The sequence below is a fragment of the Granulosicoccus antarcticus IMCC3135 genome (genome assembly GCF_002215215.1).
Taxonomy (GTDB): domain Bacteria; phylum Pseudomonadota; class Gammaproteobacteria; order Granulosicoccales; family Granulosicoccaceae; genus Granulosicoccus; species Granulosicoccus antarcticus.
Genome location: NZ_CP018632.1, coordinates 6,989,402 through 7,006,912, shown reverse-complemented (window position 1 = coordinate 7,006,912; position 17,511 = coordinate 6,989,402). Strand labels below are relative to the sequence as shown.

General features: G+C 47.1%; 18 protein-coding genes. All 18 read left to right on the top strand.

Annotation, left to right across the window (positions count from 1 at the left end; translation table 11 throughout):
• Positions 1-73 precede the first annotated feature (73 nt).
• The gene (locus IMCC3135_RS30395) at positions 74-427 is read left to right on the top strand and encodes a transposase (RefSeq protein WP_088921005.1); all 354 of its coding nucleotides are present in this window, start codon (positions 74-76) and stop codon (positions 425-427) included.
• The gene (locus IMCC3135_RS30390; protein WP_236994850.1) at positions 373-1,239 is read left to right on the top strand and encodes an IS3 family transposase; all 867 of its coding nucleotides are present in this window, start codon (positions 373-375) and stop codon (positions 1,237-1,239) included. Before IMCC3135_RS30395 ends, IMCC3135_RS30390 begins: the two co-directional genes overlap by 55 nt.
• A gap of 148 nt (positions 1,240-1,387) precedes the next feature.
• The gene (locus IMCC3135_RS30385; protein ID WP_088921003.1) at positions 1,388-3,298 is read left to right on the top strand and encodes a P-loop NTPase fold protein; all 1,911 of its coding nucleotides are present in this window, start codon (positions 1,388-1,390) and stop codon (positions 3,296-3,298) included.
• Positions 3,299-3,717: 419 nt separating this feature from the next.
• Positions 3,718-4,626 carry a hypothetical protein gene (locus tag IMCC3135_RS30380; protein WP_157736375.1) on the top strand — a complete coding sequence of 303 codons (909 nt, stop codon included), beginning with the start codon at positions 3,718-3,720 and terminating at the stop codon, positions 4,624-4,626.
• A 255-nt stretch (positions 4,627-4,881) separates the two neighbouring features.
• Positions 4,882-5,916, top strand: a complete 1,035-nt coding sequence (locus tag IMCC3135_RS30375; protein ID WP_088921001.1) for a HEPN domain-containing protein — start codon at positions 4,882-4,884, stop codon at positions 5,914-5,916.
• A 93-nt stretch (positions 5,917-6,009) separates the two neighbouring features.
• On the top strand, positions 6,010-6,861 hold the full coding sequence (locus IMCC3135_RS30370; protein WP_088921000.1) for a hypothetical protein: 852 nt from the start codon (positions 6,010-6,012) through the stop codon (positions 6,859-6,861).
• A gap of 274 nt (positions 6,862-7,135) precedes the next feature.
• Positions 7,136-7,384 carry a hypothetical protein gene (locus IMCC3135_RS30365; RefSeq protein WP_088920999.1) on the top strand — a complete coding sequence of 83 codons (249 nt, stop codon included), beginning with the start codon at positions 7,136-7,138 and terminating at the stop codon, positions 7,382-7,384.
• Positions 7,385-8,071: 687 nt separating this feature from the next.
• Complete coding sequence (locus tag IMCC3135_RS30360; protein ID WP_088920998.1) at positions 8,072-9,046, top strand: quinone oxidoreductase family protein; 975 nt, start codon at positions 8,072-8,074, stop codon at positions 9,044-9,046.
• Positions 9,047-9,071: 25 nt separating this feature from the next.
• Positions 9,072-9,383: an aminotransferase class IV gene (locus tag IMCC3135_RS30355; protein ID WP_088920997.1), complete on the top strand. Its 312-nt coding sequence runs from the start codon at positions 9,072-9,074 to the stop codon at positions 9,381-9,383.
• Entirely contained in the window at positions 9,383-9,790 is a 408-nt protein-coding gene (locus tag IMCC3135_RS30350) for a carboxymuconolactone decarboxylase family protein (RefSeq protein ID WP_088920996.1), read from the top strand. Before IMCC3135_RS30355 ends, IMCC3135_RS30350 begins: the two co-directional genes overlap by 1 nt.
• A gap of 20 nt (positions 9,791-9,810) precedes the next feature.
• Positions 9,811-10,623, top strand: a complete 813-nt coding sequence (locus IMCC3135_RS30345; RefSeq protein WP_088920995.1) for a cyclase family protein — start codon at positions 9,811-9,813, stop codon at positions 10,621-10,623.
• Positions 10,624-10,932: 309 nt separating this feature from the next.
• Entirely contained in the window at positions 10,933-11,364 is a 432-nt protein-coding gene (locus tag IMCC3135_RS30340) for an SMI1/KNR4 family protein (RefSeq protein WP_088920994.1), read from the top strand.
• A gap of 179 nt (positions 11,365-11,543) precedes the next feature.
• On the top strand, positions 11,544-12,854 hold the full coding sequence (locus IMCC3135_RS30335; protein WP_157736374.1) for a hypothetical protein: 1,311 nt from the start codon (positions 11,544-11,546) through the stop codon (positions 12,852-12,854).
• Between the two features lie 570 nt (positions 12,855-13,424).
• Positions 13,425-13,751 (top strand): low molecular weight protein tyrosine phosphatase family protein, encoded by a 327-nt coding sequence (locus IMCC3135_RS30330; protein ID WP_205737786.1) that lies wholly within the window; start codon positions 13,425-13,427, stop codon positions 13,749-13,751.
• Between the two features lie 85 nt (positions 13,752-13,836).
• Entirely contained in the window at positions 13,837-14,229 is a 393-nt protein-coding gene (locus IMCC3135_RS30325; protein WP_088920991.1) for a DUF2750 domain-containing protein, read from the top strand.
• Positions 14,230-14,323: 94 nt separating this feature from the next.
• Entirely contained in the window at positions 14,324-14,866 is a 543-nt protein-coding gene (locus tag IMCC3135_RS30320) for an HD domain-containing protein (RefSeq protein WP_088920990.1), read from the top strand.
• A gap of 291 nt (positions 14,867-15,157) precedes the next feature.
• Positions 15,158-15,865, top strand: coding sequence for an SMI1/KNR4 family protein (locus IMCC3135_RS30315; RefSeq protein WP_157736373.1), 708 nt, complete (start codon positions 15,158-15,160; stop codon positions 15,863-15,865).
• A gap of 215 nt (positions 15,866-16,080) precedes the next feature.
• Positions 16,081-17,511 (top strand): L-serine ammonia-lyase, encoded by a 1,431-nt coding sequence (locus IMCC3135_RS30310; protein WP_088920988.1) that lies wholly within the window; start codon positions 16,081-16,083, stop codon positions 17,509-17,511.

Sequence of the window (17,511 nt, the reverse complement as noted above, 5' to 3'; positions counted from 1 at the left end):
CGGTACGATGAAGTCGAAGTTTAGAACTCCTACGGTTTAGTTGACACTCTGACCTAACTGTCAGAGAGGATATATGGGTAGGCCGAAGATATATAGTGATAAATTAAAGGCAACAGCTGTCAAGCTAAGCCAACTAAAAGGCGTTGCGGTCATGGATGTCGCCGAGTCATTGGTGATTCATCCAATTATGCTTTCTCGGTGGAGAAAGGAAGTCAGAGAAGGACTTATCGATACGGAGGGCATTGAGGTGAACAGGGAAGAGATGGCTGAGCTCAAAGAGCTCAGGCGTGTGAAACGGCAGTACGAGCGCCTCAAAATCGAGCACAGGCTGTTAAAAAAAGCTGTTGCGTTCACCTCGACACGAAGGGAGACATCTTCGCCTTCATCGAGCACGAACAAAGCACCGGGCAAGGGTCAGTCTCGGTGAGCGCGATGTGCAAGAGTCTGGGTGTCACTCGAGGCAGGTACTACGCATGGAAAAACAGAGCACCCAGCAAACGTGACGTCGAGGACGAGCGCTTGCTGGCTAAGATCCGACAAACGCACGACGCTAGTAAACAGCGATACGGCAGTCCGCGTGTACACGCACAATTACTGCGTAAAGGCGAGTCTGGTATTGGTCGGCGTCGTGTCGAGCGTCTGATGCGGGAAAACGGGCTTGTCGGGTGTGCAACAACACTGCATCGAACGATGCCAGGTGTAAAGAAGCATTACGTCAGCGTATCCAATGCAGTTAGGTCAATTGACATCACAGCACCCGACCAGGTCTGGGTCGGAGATATTACCTATGTTCGCGTTAATGGTGAAAACCGGTACTTAGCCACAGTGATGGATCGGTTTACACGTGAGCTGCTCGGTTGGGCTCTTGGCCGGCGACGCACCTGTTCAATAACGCGTCGAGCCCTGGCAGCAGCCAGATCATTCAGAGGTGAACCCTGCTACCCGATATTCCATAGTGATCGCGGATCAGAATATCTGGGAAGCTCGTTTAAGTGTTACCTTGAAAACGTTGGCATTACTCAAAGCGTTAATCGACCGAAGCGCATGACCGACAATGCGCACATGGAGTCGTGGAACAAATCTATGAAATCAGAGATGTATCATCGACGAAACTTTGGAAGCGAAGCGGCATTGCGACGAGCTATCGCTAGTTACGTTGATTTTTATAACGAAGTTCGTTTACATTCATCGCTAGACTATCTTTCACCAAGAGAATTTGCTGCGCAGCAAGCGGCTTAGATTATCTATTAACTGTCAGGTGTCAACGAAAGCGTAGGAGCTCTCAACTTGACCCTGCCACGCCTGCGCTGCCGCTCCGTCGCGTCAGTCTCAAGTTCACCTTATTGTCGCTGTTAGCATTCTTGAAGTTCAATGAAAACTAAGTTTTATGAGCGATTCGAATTCACATGTTGAGGAGTTCCTAAATTACTATTTCTCGCACCATAAGGAGCCGGGGTATGCCGTTTTATTGAAAGGAAAATGGGGCACTGGAAAGACTTGGTTCATCAACAAGATGCTCGAATCTCAAACTGAAAAACAAGTAAAGCATCTCTACGTGAGTCTGTACGGTGTGACATCATTCGAAGAGATTGAAGATGAATTCTTTAAACAATTACATCCGTTGTTGTCCTCAAAAAGCATGGCATTTGTCGGTAAAATCGCGAAAGGACTGTTGAAAGCGACTTTGAAAGTCGATCTTGATGGCGATGGAAAATCAGACGGTAGCGTTTCAGTGCAGACTCCAGAAATTGATCTTCCTGATTATCTAAAAAACACTGAAAATTTTGTGATTGTTTTTGATGATCTCGAAAGAATATCTATGAGTTTGGATCGAATCCTTGGGTATATAAATCATTTCGTAGAGTATCAAGGTTACAGAGTGATTATTGTTGCAAATGAGGATGAGATTCTTGAGCAGCAGAATAATGATGAAAATCTCATAAATTCGTATAAAAGGACTAAAGAAAAACTAATTGGAAAGACATTTGAAATAAAAGCTGATTTGCAGGGTGCATTGTTGGATTTTTGTTCCGAAATACGGAAGGAGCGCATCAAAAATTTGTATGAGTCTAGTACAGATGTGATATCTGATATATACAAAAGTTCGACTTATGAGAATCTTCGACATTTAAAGCAAGCGCTTTGGGATTTTGAAAGGCTTGCAGAATTTATTAGCGAAGAGGCTTCTGCAAAAGACGGTCTGCTTTTGCACGTACTAAAAATATATCTTGCTTTATCATTTGAAATAAAAAGTGGAAAAATGTTGCCTGCTGAAGTAATGGATCTTAGAGATGAATACATATCTGGAATCATGAAAATAGCTGGAGAAGAGAAAAAAGAAAGTAATTTTTCTCGTATGAGTAAAAAATATGGAAACATAGATTTTTCTGATTTGCTTCTTGAGGAATCTATATGGGTGGATTTTATCGATCGTGGTTATTGCTCAGCTGATAATATGCAACAGTCACTCGAAAAATCAGTCTACTTCAGGAATGAAACTACACCCGAATGGAGCAAGTTGTGGCATTCAATGTCATTGAGTGACGAGGAGTTTTGCGTCGCACTAGAACTCGTTGCCAATGATTATCAAGAAAGAAGGTATGAGGAACTAGGTGTTGTTAAGCATATAGTTGGAATATTTCTTTGGCTATCGAAGGCAAATATGTATGAAAAGAAACCAGAGGAAATATTGCTAGAAGCCCAGCTATATATTGATCATTTGAAAGATAGAGATCTGTTAGCAAAGGATCGCTCTATTGATGCGCAGTTTAGGATCAATGAATCATGGGGTGGACTTGGTTTCCATGAGAGAGGTTCTGAAGAATTTGTAGCGTTTATCGCGTATATCGAAAAGCAAACTGAGATAGCTATAGTTGATAAATATCCTGATATTGGCCGTGAGCTACTTGGTCTCATTGCTACAGACCCTAATTTGTTTTATAGAAGGATAGTGCTTAGCAATGATGCTGAGAATATCTACTATGAAGTGCCAATATTAAATCATATTAATCCTGAGGATTTTGTTTCTTCCTTCTTAGAAGCCTCGCCTGACGCGAAGGACAGCGTGTGCTTTGCACTTAAAAAAAGATACGAATATAGAAATTTTTGTGAGTCATTGATTTCTGAGTTAGATTGGTTAGGACGTGTCATTGATCTGTTGGAAAAGAAAAGACAAGAGTTGATGGGTAAAATCAGTGGGTATCAATTGCAATCGTATATCGAAAACTACTTTAAAGCAGCTTTAGAAATGCTTGAGAACCATACATCTACTACAGATGAATCAAGTGGTAATAATTAGCAACTTGTGAAGCTATACTTTTTCAGTATTTCTGTTCTGAATAAGACCTGCAATTTAAGTTTTTGCTGTGTAAATAATGCGCGCCGCAAATTGAAAATCATGCTGACAATACGCTGAACCGGTCATTTTACAAGGCGAAAGAACGCGCGTTCCGCGCACAACCTTACGCCTTGTAAAATGCCGGTTAGCGCTGGTGTTCGGTCTGCAAAGCGAATATTTTATTGAGGAGCTGATTTCTCTTTAACTTCAGGATAAGTGAAAAAAGTGTTTTTGGAATATTTTGTCAGCACAATAAATAGCATCTATTGGTGGTGTTTGCTTAAAATATAATCTGAAAAGCAATAATATTTTGGCATAAATAAATATCCTTCGTGGTTCGTTTTTGGCGGTGCCTGGCTTACAAAAAATTGGAGTTATTGGTGTTTTTATTTGACTGGGATTTGTGGCATTATATTTACGAAGGAAAAAAAGGTCGTTCACTAGAACGATGGGCTTTGCGTTATCTGCACTCTGCATGTAACTTGCATCGGTTAGCACTAGGAATTAAAATACTCACTGGCACGAAATACTCTTTGGAAATAAGCTCTATTTGGATTGATGGGACGCCACAAGCGCACGGAGTCGCAAGGACAAAAAGTGTGAAATGCGAGCTAGCTGATCTGCTGTACATCATTGAAGAGTGTGATGCCGATAAGAATGTAATAAACAAAAAGGCGCTTTTACTTCAAGGGAAAAACACTCGAAAATTCAATAAAATTGATGGTGGTTCATCGACTAAAAAGGAACGAGCACTATTTGAAAAGCTGGATAGAAAAAGGGAGCTGGTGTTAAAGTCTGGAGTTAGTGACTCTTCAAGAAAAATCGGATCATATGTTTTAGGTGGCACACTATCTGAGGGGTTATCAGATTGTGCTAAGTTTTTACTTATGCCAAAAAGTAAGTTTTGGGAAAGCAAGTCAGCGCATTTATTTCCCTTTCATGTGACGTGGACTAAAAGCGAAAAAACTGCAGACATGAAAATTGGTGTTAGTTTGGATGAAGCTACTTTAAATATGCTTGTTGCAAATGAAATTGGCAAACCAGTTGTAGACCCTAAAACCTGCGAATGGTCACGATTAGTTACGGATTTAGAAAAAGGGTACTTGGGAGTTACAATGAACGGTTATGGTGGTCAGAAAAGAGTTAATAGTTCCCTGTTTATAGCCATGGATGAGCAAGGTGATATGTTGAGATTTTCGAATAGTTTAAATGGACATGAAGAACCTGCCGAGAATGTGCCTTTTATCTCAATCATTAGGATTAAGGTGATTGACCGCAGCAAAGACTAGCCTGAAAATTAAGATGTAGTCAAATAATTCAAGTGGCCAACATTCTCGTTACGAACCACAGCAGGTTGGACAAAACGGTAAAGTAATCCGTCACAAGTTAGGCAGTGGAGCTCGCAAGTAGAAGTAAGTCTTCAGTACTGACCGAACAAAGCGTCGAACCTGTCATTTGACACAAACCTCCCGACGCTGACGCTCTGGTCAGCTTGTATCAAATGCAAGTTAACGCAGCAGTTATAACTCAAGGATAGATACTAAGTGATCGAAGATAAATTTGGAGACTACGTTCGCGAGTGGATTCCACTCATAGACGCGTACTTAGCCAAACAGCAGAAACCGATTCGTGGTCGCGTTTTAAGCGCAGCGCTGCATTTTGTAGACGACGTGATCGTAGAGGTCAGAGGCGATACGAAAGAGGACTATCACGAAAAACCATGGTTCGCTATTGTCTACTGGCATGTCCGAAAATGGTACGAAGATTTTTATGGGGACCAACTAAATCAGCCAACGGACGAGCTTCCGGGTGTCGTATTCATAAACCATACGCCGTTTGAACTACGGATGGCGATAACGGTTTCGGAAGTAGTGGAAGAAGGTGTCTCCTCAAACATGGTTTTCCCTGTTGAAGTTCGACCAGAAGATAAACTCACTGATTGGTTTTTGTCACCACCAAACACCTCAATGATTCCTGCAGAGGGTCACGACAAACTAGACACAGAAATTAGAACAATAGTGTTGAATACTAGAACACTAAACTTAGGGTTGATGACCGCTAAGCTCGAAAGTCCTTCTCTGAATGAATTTGCTGGCAGCATTGTTGGACACATACGTACCGCAATCTGTCTAATATTAAGCAACAATACCGAAGGTCAATCTGTATCGATATGGGAGCTTCACATGGCAGTGGAGAAAAGCATAAAGCTATTTTTGGAACAGAGGTCTATTGGCTATACCAAGACCCATGATGTTCGTAAACTGCGGGATTTGGCTCCCTCCGATTTTGACTCGACTTCGCTTGATGAGTATTTTGGAAACATGATATCCGGATCGGAAGCTGTTAAGCGCAGATACTGTCAAGGCGACGAAATGTCTAGCGATTACATATTCAATTTCTATATGTCTAGTCTAGCCATAACATCATTCTACGCTGACAGTCTAGATCGAACTTACGGCGTGAAGAATGCGAAATTTACGTTCAAGAAGCCGCCTTGGCTGGACCTGCCTAGTGCTCCGCCTTCACCACAGAGTACATGCGAAAGCAAATTGAATTATAACAGTACGCTGGACCTGTAGCTGGACCCGGCCACGGAACCTGGCTACGCCAGAACCCGCATACGCTTCCAGCTCACGTCAGCGCTGTTGTTAGACCACAAGCCCACCTTCTAGATGGCAAGAAGAGATATCGAAGAGCTACCTATGTGTCAATCCATCGTGCTGGACAAGAGCTATCTGCAAGCAACCGGCGCAATACCGTTTCGAGATATGCTCAAAAAACGACGCTTTCTCATGCCAAGCGTATTGTTCTATGAGTTGATGTCTACATCTGAGCCTGGACGATCGAGATGTTTCGCGAAAATCCCAGAAATGGAAAATCCGTTCGATGTAATAACTGACATAGACAATATCTTGCACGCGGAGATTGAAACTCAAGAGCCATTTGGCGTTTTAGAAGACTATTCAGTGGATGCACCGTATTTTTTCAATCCAAAGTTCAAGGAACAGTCGGCCTATGACTTCACCGATACAGAGACACGTCTCTTAGGTGAATGGGAAAAATATTTCGCGGAGCAAGTGAAGCTCCTGAGCGGCTGGATGGAAAATTTGTACGTGAACTTTCCAAAACTAAAAGAGGGAAGCACGGAGCAGCGCAGCCTGAAGCATAAAGAAATAGAAGCAAAAATAGTTGGCGACGAAGATGTGATTCGACTGCTTTATGACGCTATCTGGCAGCCGGAAAAATCTAAACCACCTTGGCCTCGGGCGGATACAATAGACTCGCATTGGGCGTTATATAGATGGGTTCAAGCGAAACTTCTCTTTGCTCTGGATGCAGGTGTGAGATATCAGGGTTCAATGCCAAAACCGATGTCGACGAAGACATACACGAAATTCGAACACGATATGATAGACCTAGAGTATCTTGTCCAAGGTGTACTCCAGGGTTCTTTCGCGACGAAAGAAATCAAGTTGAAGAATTGGTTTCTCGTGCTCAGACCAGATGGGGAAGTACTGGCATAGAAGAGGCTGAGATCGTGCAAAAAAATGTGGCCTAACCAGACAATGAAGCTGTAGCTTGACCCTGCGACTCCTGCGCTGCCGCTCCGTCGCGTCAGCCTCAAGCTCACCTTATTGTGATTGTTAGCCGTACCTATCATTTACATTTCTATTCAGGCAAAACATTCTAAGGCTGAAGGGACATGAAAAATTATTTCTTTGGAAATTACGGGGTTTGGCAGGAATAAAAAATGAATGCTAAAGTTATGAATGAGATAAATATGAGGACGATACCTAAATGGAGTTACTAATTGGATTCATCGCTGTACTTGTAGTTTTTGCATTGTTAGAAAAATTGAAAGAAAAATTTAAATCTATCAATTGGATGAAGTTTTTCAGCACCCTAGTTATAGGGTCAATTATTTTGGCAGTTGTATTTAGCTTTACCGCGGAAGGTGTTTTGGTAATCGTAGGATCCTACGCAGCTCTGATAGTCATCGCACTAGTACGTGGCACCTTTAGCGTCAAAGTAAATAACAAAGCGTAGGACGACTATTTCAATCTTGTCAAGATTAAGTAAGCTTACGGGGGCGGTAAAGATAAAGAAGAACATTCTGTATATTTGAGATGTCGAATAAATAGCAAATAAAAATGTCAACTTAGATAGATCGATAAAATTAAAATTGCTTAGACATGGCTTGTGGGCGAACAAATAATCTAGAATATAATTCGACTACAAGCAAATATGGGGGGCGAATGTTCATTAATGGTACAGCTAACAAAACGATGGACTTGTCACTTGCGGCCGGCACGCAACCATGAGTACCTCAGAACGCGCGCCGGCCACAATTGGTTGGCAGTTGGCTGATGACGGCCGTTGAGGTGCTGCTGCCAGTAGATTGCATCGCAGGCGGGTTGCAAATCACTCTAGCGTTCTACAAGCATTACTTGATCCTAACAGCGCTATCGCACGAAACTTGATTGGCACGCTGTGAAAGTAACGACCATTAGATAGCGAGTAATCTCAGCCTTCAGTTTGCATCCGTGTTGCACGGATCGAGCGCCGCGCGGGTCAGGCCCTACCCATGTCATCAGTGAGCTTGGCCACTAGATAGTCAAAATGCATGGCATATATCAAGGGCTTACATTAATTCTCAACGTAGTTTAATCTATAGTGAATGTCACTCACGAGAGCGCTAGACGCGAAGCTTTAGAATAAACAAGGAGCCACCTTTTGACCGAAGCGATCATCATCCGAGACTACGGCGGATCGGATGTACTGAAACTGGAACCGATCGAGTTGGGAGCGCCAGAGCCCGGTTCTTTGCGTGTGCGTCACACTGCGATTGGGGTGAATTATCACGACGTTTATGTGCGTTCGGGTCTGTATAAAACCCTGGGCTTGCCCGGCATTCCAGGCTGTGAAGCGACGGGTGTGATTGAATCCGTGGGCGCTGATGTGAGTGGGTTTCAGATGGGTGATCGCATTGCTTATGTGACAGGCAGCTATGGTGCCTACGCATCGCACCGCATGCTGCCTGCCTCATTGGCGATGCCACTTCCTGACGGAGTCACTGACGAGGTGGTGGCGTCCAATCTGTTACGTGCCATGACAGTCGAAATGTTGACCGATCAAGTCTGCCAGATCGAGGCCGGGATGACCGTGCTCGTCCATGCTGCAGCGGGTGGCGTCGGCAAAATGCTGTGTCAGGTGCTGGCCAGTCTTGGAGCGACGGTGATCGGTACGGTCGGCTCAAGCGAGAAGGCACAGATCGCCCAGGAAAATGGTTGCCCCCATACGATCCTCTACCGCACGGTCGCGTTTCAGGATGCCGTTTCTGATATCACCAGTGGTGCCGGCGTTGATGTCGTCTACGATTCCGTGGGGGCGGACACCTTTGCAGGCTCGCTGGAGGTGCTCAAAATGTGCGGACATCTGGTTAATTTTGGTCAATCCTCAGGCCCTGTTGCTCCACTGGCGATTGCGACACTAGCGGCAAAATCGTTGACTGTGTCACGGCCCATTTTGTTCCACTACCTGCGTGATCCTGTGCAGTATCAGGCAATGGCAGCGCGTGTTTTCGACAAGTTCCAATCGGGTGTTCTAAATGCGGGGATACAAACGCCAATTCCTTTGAAAGATGCGGCAAAAGCACATGACACCCTAGAGAGCATGACAGGCGGTGGTTCGTTGATCTTGATCCCATAGAATAAAACAGAGGAGTGCTCAGTGTATGAGTGGGAAGAACATTTGGACCGATTGGTGCGGCGATCAGGTTTTCACCTCTGAGCCCAACGGTACATTTTTTAATGGGACCACACGGCAGTTTGCCACCGGTCTGATCTGTGAGACGGGTATCTCGGCGCATGGGAGCAGTCTGACAGCAGATGACTTCCACGAAGTAGACGAGATTTTCTCAAGCGGAAATATCTTAAAGGTCGTACCCGTTATCGGGATCGAAGGTTGCGATATTCCGGCTGGAGCGATTGCAAGGAAAGCGCGCAGTCTTTATCGGGGTTGGGTTCATGCAGAGGAGCGCGCGTAATGGCGACAACACATCTGATGACCGACGTTGAGGCAGACGCTGACCCTATCGTCAAAGCGGTTTTTGCCGACATCCGAGAAACCCGTGGATCAGACTTTATCAACAATATTTGGCGCGCCTTGGCCGCTGATCCGCCAGGATTGAAACGCACATGGGAGAACGTCAAGTCCCTGATGGCCGTGCCCGGCGCGCTTGATCCCAAAACTCGCGAGATGATTTATATCGCGGTATCTGTGGCCAATGGATGCAGCTATTGCGTGCATTCCCACACCGCCGCCGCCAAGGCCAAAGGCATGAGCGACGCCGAACATGGTGAGCTGATGCAGATCGTGGCTCTTGCCGCGTCAACCAATCATCTGGTGACGGCCCTGCAAGTTCCGGTCGATCCAGAGTTTGAAGTTAACTAGGCAACAGAGAGAGCACAAGCATGTGTGATATTTGCGTAATAAATTCTGTGAAGAACAAGATGCTGTCGCGTCGCAGTTTCTTGAAGACTGGCGCTGTGGGGGCGGCAGCCACCGTTGCGGGAGCCGCCATCGGGACGCCTGCCATGGCTGCTGGCCACGGTACGGTTGAAGACATGACCCATACCTTGCACGAAGATTTTCCAACGTTCTTTGGTGAAAGCCAGTTCTCACGTGAGCAAATCTTCAACTACGCCGAACATTCATTCAATCTCCAGCAGTTCACAGTGAACGAGCACACGGGCACGCATGTCGATGCGCCGCTTCACTTTTCCGCTGATGGCGCATCCGTTGATGAAATCCCTGTCTCTTCCCTGATCGCACCACTTTGTGTCATTGATATTGCCGCCCGCGCATCCAAGGATGCCGACACACAGGTCACGCCAGATGATATTGCCGCATGGATTGCAGTCAACGGCGACATCCCTGATGGTGCATGTGTGGCAATGCACTCTGGCTGGGGGCCCAAGGTCGACACCGATGGTTTCCGTAATTTTGATGGCAAAGTGCAGCACTATCCGGGCTTCCATGCCGAGGCGGCCGCGATGCTTTTGGAAACTGGCGCACAGTCAATTGCGGTTGACACACTGTCATTGGATCATGGGATGTCTCCTGATTTCGCAACACATTACGCGTGGCTGCCATCAGGGCGTTTCGGTATCGAATGCTTGGCGAACCTCGATAAGGTACCTGCATCGGGCGCGACCCTTGTAATCGGTGCACCCAAGCATCGCGGCGGCACAGGCGGCCCAGCTCGTATATTTGCAATGATCTAATCTGTTTGATGACAGGTGTGAAATTTCCCATGCCTGTCGTCGTTCCAAGTCGATTTGGAGTGTGCTTGCAGGGCTGTTTTTACTTGTTTTGTATCACGCTATATGTTGTTGGCTATCGGTCAAATGCACATTAACGACTAAATAGGTGTCTATATGGGGTTGGCATGTTCCCTCTGCGCTGGCGCTCCGGTCATGAAAACTCTATTGCAAGTAAGCGCCGGTATTAGCTCTTTCTTTATTTACAGTGAGAGTTGGCCGGGAACTGCTGAGGCAGCAATAAAACCGCTTACCTGAATTCCTGAAATATTAATGACTATGATAAATATTGACTTTGAAGCCATAGAAAAGGAGCTAGGTTTGGTAGTTCCAAACGTATATCGTAATTTCATAGAATCTGTCAATACAGAAAACTATCAATTGGCGAGCTACGGAATATACGACAGCACAGAAAGCATACTAAAAGGAAACAAAATACTTAGAGAAAAGCTGTTCGATGCAGAACCTGAATGGGAGCTGGAATACTTCGATTTTGGCATTGGAGATGGTTGTGGAAATTTCTACTTTTTGCATGCCACTCACACCGAAGATGATCTAGTTGAGCTTTGGTCCCATGATCCTGAAGGTATCGAGGAGGTAAGTAGTGGCAGCGTGTTTTTCAAAAGAATAATCGCTGAACTTGCAGTAGATTTCACAGGCCCAGATAAACATAGTTTTCAGGGGAATGCTTCATGGCAAAAGTAAGCTCTTCGATCAAATGATGAGAAACTGCTATTCACATGCGATGACGTAACTGCGATAGTGTTCTCGCTTTCAGCTCAATCGCTCCCGGTAATATGACCAAATGCTTGGTTCGGGCCTGAACAAGCCAATGCAGAACAGTACACTGAAAGATTGAAGATTCTTTGATCAAGGCTTTGCCTATGTTTAACGTTAGCCCACGCACTGCCGTACATCTCATATTACGTATCAGTTGCGTTGCTATAGCGATGTTGCTGGGTGCCTGTAGCGGTCAGTCGGGTTCTGATTCTTCAATCACGAATGGCTCTGTACCTGTTAACGAGTCTGTGGAAACACAAACTGATGAGACACAAACTGATGAGTCGCCTGTAGATGGTGAGGATGTTTTTGATGCCGAATCAGGCGGTGAATCCGCTGACGTTGAAACAATCCCTGAGACCGTAGCGGTCACATTTGATATTACTGTGCCAGCGTATCTATCAAACGAGCTGATCGTGGTGGTCTATTCAGGCGAGCAGTCGGTGGCAGCCGATTATGTGTCTGGACAGTTATGGTCTGCAACAATGAATTTGCCAAACATAGGTCGTAATGCGCATGTGATTTTCTTCGATCGTTTTGGTGACCTTGCGCTGGCTGGATCAAGGCAACGTTGGATACCAAAAACCAGTATGGCCAGTCAAGAAGCGGTTATTGGGCGAGTTGAATTTACCTTGCTTGACTATGATAACGACGGTACTGATAACATCACAGAACTCCAACTTGGAACTGATCCGCTGATTGCTGATAGTGGCGTTACTCCAGTAGGAGTTAGCTGGCAGGAGAACGATGTGCTCAGAGCATTGCGAGGGGTTACCGCAAGTTATGAGATAGCGGTGCCGGCAGAACGCCCCTGGACAGAACGCATAGTAGAAGTACCAAGAGATAGTGAAGGTGATGGAGGTGCTTCACGATCGGTAGTCGTCGATATTGATATTTCTGGAAACGGTGAGTATCGACACATTTCCTCGGGTGGAAATCTATCAAGTGATGTCAAATCCGAAGGCTCCGCAACCCGTGCGGTAATAGATGATGCTGTCATTTGGGACGGCCAGTTTTCACGCGTGACATTTCCTGAGGACAACACCACAGCGACATTCACGTCAGAGACGCTGCGCTACAGTGAGCGAGACTATGGTCAGTCAGGGAATTTCACTAATACCAATACGAGTCCTTGCTGTTTACCGGGAGAGACAGAGGTGGAATACAGCGTTATAGGCAGTACGCCAGACGTTGATGGATTCTGCAACGTTAGCTACGGCTCTATAACAAGCAAGCGAACGGATATCTCTACGCAAGTACCGACAACTACCACCAGTTATACAAGAGCGAATGCCCTAAGGAGCTCTAAATGGCGGGTGAAAACCACCAGAAACGGTGTGGTATTTGCCGATTACGAACTCAACAACTATGACGATATCAAAGCGCAGTTCTATTGTGAATTTGCTGACTTGTAACGCATACCCTGGTCGCAAGCCCTTGTGTAATCAGCATGTGTGAGGCTGAGAACGATTAGTTCAGGCGGTCGATGATCATCGACATGTTGGTGGATAAAGCTGACGTCTTGACACAGAGGTATCAAATGATACCGCAGGAAGTGTAGCTGCTAGGCGGCAGCTAAAACAACCTTGTTGCGCCCCGTGCTCTTGGCCTCATACAGGTTTTTGTCAGTGACGCGTAGTGAATCTTCCATTAGCGAAACCGTGCTCACGGTGTTGCCGCTGATATCAGCTTTCCGACAGGGCGACGGCTTGTACCAGAACCCCGTTGTCGAGATCTGCAGGGAGCGTATGACAACCGGCCGGTGGCATCCTAACCTTGGATGCTGGAGCGACGTATTCGAGGCTTGTTCGACAGTATGGTTGTGGAGGTAGGCGATGCGCGCAGATCTGTTGTAGAGCTTGGTAGCTATTTGTTGATGCTTAATGTTGGGTGTGTGATAGCTGTTTGGAAACGCAGGGGGAGAGCGATGAGTTGTTGGACCATCGCGCAAAGCACTCATTAATCGGATAAAAATGACTAAAAACATGAATTTGCTGTTCATCTGCAGCCGTAACAAGTGGAGAAGCCCAACCGCTGAAGAAACCTGGAGGAGGGAAGCTGGTTACAACGCAAGGTCTGCCGGTACAAGTCCAAGTGCAAAAAGAACGGTCAGTGCTGAGGATATCCGCTGGGCCGATATCGTTTTCGTTATGGAGAAAAAGCACAAGAATATTCTGACTGCCAAGTTCACGAGAATGCTTGATCACAAAGCCATACATATTCTGGATATCCCCGACGAATATAAATATATGGATCAAGAGCTGGTCAGTGAATTGGAGGACAAGGTCGGCAGAATACTCAAGACTCAGTAGAATGAGAGAATGAAGGCATTCTTTCTTGCCAAGCATGCGAGGCGAGAGATGGGGTCGGGTTTTATACTGATACGGAGTGAGCGGCATGTACACGATAGATGAACAAGAGTATGAGTCTGTTGTTGCACTGGAAAGCAACGATAGATTCAAGTACTTCATTGGTAAGGTTGCAGAGTGGCAGCAACTTTGGGGTGTTAAAAATGACGAAGGATGGTTAGTCCCAGAAGCCCCGGAGGGTTTCGAATATTTTCCACTATGGCCACATCCAAAGTATGCACAAGACATCGCGGACAATAACTTCCAAGGCTACACCGCAACAGAAATTTCTCTCGACGAACTACTTGAATACTGGTTGCCGCTCTTTAAAGACGACTCAGTCAGAGTTGCGATATTTCCTGATCACAACTGGACATTCTGGTGTATTGAACCCGAAGAGCTTGCTGAGGTGCTGGAGGCTGAAATTAGCAACCATGAATAGTGGATAGAAAATATGATTCAGCCTGGGGTTGTTGATCTTGTTACGTTATCGCATTGCAGGTGAGTATGGCTTTCAGGCGTAAAAGGTAGAACATATGAATATATGGGATCAAGAAAAATATGTGGAAGCATGGAACTTTGCGTCGCAAATTCATAGTGCGCAACAGCTGCCAGGAAGTAGCATTCCCTATATAAATCATCTGGGTCTGGTAGCAATGGAGGCTGCCGCAGCAGTCGCCAATGGGGGTATAGACCATCCGGATATTCTTGTTTTGTGTGCACTGTTGCATGATTCAATCGAAGACACCTCGGCAACATACAAAGACATTCAAATGAGATTTGGCCATGAAGTTGCTGATGGGGTTCTGTCGCTGACCAAAAATTTTGAGTTGCCGTCAAAATCAGCTCAAATGCAAGACAGTGTTAGCAGGATCAGGCGTCAACCAAAAGAGGTATGGATGGTGAAGTTGTGCGATCGAATTACCAATCTACAACCACCTCCAAGACATTGGGATAAGGAAAAAGCAGCTGCATATCAAGCTGAAGCACAGTTCATACTGGAGCAACTGGGGGGCGCAAGCTCCTTTCTGGCGCAAAGATTAAGTAACAAAATTGACAATTACCACCAGTATCTATGAAGCCTTTCAGGATCTGCTCCCCTTGCAGGAGTCACTTGATGGGTAGGTGCCAGTTCTTGGCCATCACGTGCTGCTTGGAGATAATATCTATCCTATAGCGGCGTTGGTCTCGCCCAGGGGACTGAACCGGGCAGTCACGTGCAGGCTGCGAATACCGGTAGCTTGAACGTAGGCTTTTTGCCGTCGCAGTCTGTATCCTGTTGCCTGATTACCCATCGCCACGCTACTCCGGGTTGGACGTAGTGGGGGCTGATGTTGTTACACGCAATAGAAACCAGTTTTGTGAAAACTATGGATAATCTGACCAAGGCACTGGCAGCATGGATTTCATTCCATGATCAGATCGGTGTTGATCTGAAAGCGTTACTGTACCCGGGAGCATCAGAGGCAGACATCCTGGCTGTTGAGAGCCGCCTCGGGTTCGATCTGCCAGCGGATCTAAAAGCGCTTTATCGCATTGCAGATGGGCAGATTAATCCTTGGGAGGCGCCAGTGGCCCAGGCGCAATTTCATGCAGGCAAGAATTTGGCTGCCATGTTTGGCCATTTTCGATTTCTGTCGCTGCAGGAAGCGCTTGCCGAGCACCAGGAGCGGCTCGCGATATTCGAGGAGGAGGGTACGTTCGAGCCGTGGGGCTTGCGACCAGAAGACCCCATTGCCGCTGTCGACTGGAGGCCTGCATGGTTTGCGTTCGCCTCAGCAGACGAGGGCAACGGTTACGCTGTTGATACAGCGCCTCCCAGCGGTGGACACATTGGGCAAATCATCCAGGTCGGGCCTGATTTCGAGCGTCACTTGATTGCTGAGTCACTGACCGAGCTCATGTCGCAGGCGGCATTGAAAATACCCCCGAATCAGCCCGGTCGATTTGCATGGGATAAGCATGACGCTCTCGATCAGCCTGACTACGTTGAATTCAATATGGATTGGAATTGGGAGCCGCCGACACCCCCATCGGCTGAGGAGATTGCACTGGCCAAGGCAAGGGGTAGGGAATAGCTTCGATACAAATAATAAGGAAATTGTTTTCTGGTCAATTGGCGGGAGAGGGCTGCATCACCCTCTTTGAAAATCGAGGAGACTAATGTCTCATCCATGGCTTCCCTAATCTGTTTGATTCTTTCGGGGCCGAACCAACACCGGGAGGCTGCCTCCTGTGTTACAAGAGCACTCTGAAGTGCTGATCTCTACTTCAACAACGGGCATGGGCAAATATGTTTCTAAGCGTTTTCGATATTTTCAAAATCGGCATCGGACCTTCAAGCTCCCATACGATGGGGCCCATGACCGGTGCTGTGCGGTTTATGGATGCCCTGCGCGAGCTGGTGAACGCATCGGTAGAAGATCCGAACCTTGTGCCCCTCAAACCTGCCCGTATTGAAGTGACCTTGCACGGCTCACTGGCCTTTACAGGTAAAGGTCATGCAACAGACAGGGCGGTGATTCTCGGTCTGACAGGTCTGCTGCCCGATACCCTGGATCCGGACGACGCCGAGCGACTGGAAAACGAGGTGCGGCAGAGCCGGCGTATATCAGTCGATGGCATGGATGATCTTGATTTTGATCCGGCTACCGATCTTGTCTTTGACTACGGACCTGCCTTGCCGGGGCATGCCAATGGACTGGTGTTCAAAGCCCTGGATGCCGGCGGGGCACTGGTGATGACAGAAACGTTCTATTCGATAGGTGGCGGCTTTGTTGTCACGCATGCGGAACTGTCTGATTCACTGAAGGGTGGTAGTCCTGATCTGCAAGCGGTGAAGGAGGAGCAGGGGTATCCCTATCCGTTCGGATCGGCCAAGGAGATGCTGCGCATGGGCAAGGAGTCCGGGCTGCGCATTGCCGAAATGAAACGGGCCAATGAGATTGCACATTCGGGTAGTGAAAAACTCAGCGAACGACTCGACACGCTTTGTCAGGCCATGAACGGCTGTATTGACCGTGGCTTGCAGATGGAAGGCGTTTTGCCCGGTGGTCTCGGCGTCAAGCGCCGCGCGCGTGCCATTCATCAGCAGTTGCTGGCGGAACGCGGCAAAAACATGGTGCAGCCGCATGCAGAGACTGACTGGTTAGCTGTCTATGCCATGGCCGTGAACGAGGAAAACGCGGCCGGCGGGCGAGTCGTCACCTCCCCAACCAACGGTGCTGCCGGTGTTGTGCCGGCTGTCATGCGTTATTACCGTGACCATTGCGTGGGTGCTAACGACGAGGGTGTCATCGTTTGCTTGTTGACCGCCGCAGCTATCGGAGGGCTGATCAAACACAACGCATCCATCTCGGGTGCCGAAGTCGGTTGTCAGGGTGAAGTCGGGTCAGCTTCTGCCATGGCTGCAGCCGGGCTCTGTGCGGCGCTGGGTGGTAGCAACGAACAAATCGAGAATGCAGCTGAAATTGCACTGGAACATCATCTGGGCATGACCTGTGATCCGGCCGGTGGCCTTGTTCAGGTACCGTGTATAGAGCGCAACGCGCTGGGGGCGGTCAAGGCCGTTTCTGCAGCCTCCCTGGCACTACGGGGAGATGGCAGTCATTTCATGCCACTGGACAATTGTATCGAGACGATGCGCCAGACAGGTCTGGATATGAATCACAAGTACAAAGAGACCTCGCTGGGTGGCATCGCGGTAAACTTTCCGGCGTGTTGA

Excerpts from the sequence above, each read along its gene's own strand:
- IMCC3135_RS30395 (WP_088921005.1), top strand. The coding sequence starts at position 74 with ATGGGTAGGCCGAAGATATATAGTGATAAATTAAAGGCAACAGCTGTC.
- IMCC3135_RS30310 (WP_088920988.1), top strand. The coding sequence starts at position 16,081 with ATGTTTCTAAGCGTTTTCGATATTTTCAAAATCGGCATCGGACCTTCA.
- IMCC3135_RS30355 (WP_088920997.1), top strand. The coding sequence starts at position 9,072 with ATGAGTGGGAAGAACATTTGGACCGATTGGTGCGGCGATCAGGTTTTC.
- IMCC3135_RS30315 (WP_157736373.1), top strand. The coding sequence starts at position 15,158 with ATGGATAATCTGACCAAGGCACTGGCAGCATGGATTTCATTCCATGAT.
- IMCC3135_RS30350 (WP_088920996.1), top strand. The coding sequence starts at position 9,383 with ATGGCGACAACACATCTGATGACCGACGTTGAGGCAGACGCTGACCCT.
- IMCC3135_RS30345 (WP_088920995.1), top strand. The coding sequence starts at position 9,811 with ATGTGTGATATTTGCGTAATAAATTCTGTGAAGAACAAGATGCTGTCG.
- IMCC3135_RS30370 (WP_088921000.1), top strand. The coding sequence starts at position 6,010 with ATGGCAAGAAGAGATATCGAAGAGCTACCTATGTGTCAATCCATCGTG.
- IMCC3135_RS30385 (WP_088921003.1), top strand. The coding sequence starts at position 1,388 with ATGAGCGATTCGAATTCACATGTTGAGGAGTTCCTAAATTACTATTTC.
- IMCC3135_RS30320 (WP_088920990.1), top strand. The coding sequence starts at position 14,324 with ATGAATATATGGGATCAAGAAAAATATGTGGAAGCATGGAACTTTGCG.
- IMCC3135_RS30325 (WP_088920991.1), top strand. The coding sequence starts at position 13,837 with ATGTACACGATAGATGAACAAGAGTATGAGTCTGTTGTTGCACTGGAA.
- IMCC3135_RS30365 (WP_088920999.1), top strand. The coding sequence starts at position 7,136 with ATGGAGTTACTAATTGGATTCATCGCTGTACTTGTAGTTTTTGCATTG.
- IMCC3135_RS30330 (WP_205737786.1), top strand. The coding sequence starts at position 13,425 with ATGAATTTGCTGTTCATCTGCAGCCGTAACAAGTGGAGAAGCCCAACC.
- IMCC3135_RS30340 (WP_088920994.1), top strand. The coding sequence starts at position 10,933 with ATGACTATGATAAATATTGACTTTGAAGCCATAGAAAAGGAGCTAGGT.
- IMCC3135_RS30335 (WP_157736374.1), top strand. The coding sequence starts at position 11,544 with ATGTTTAACGTTAGCCCACGCACTGCCGTACATCTCATATTACGTATC.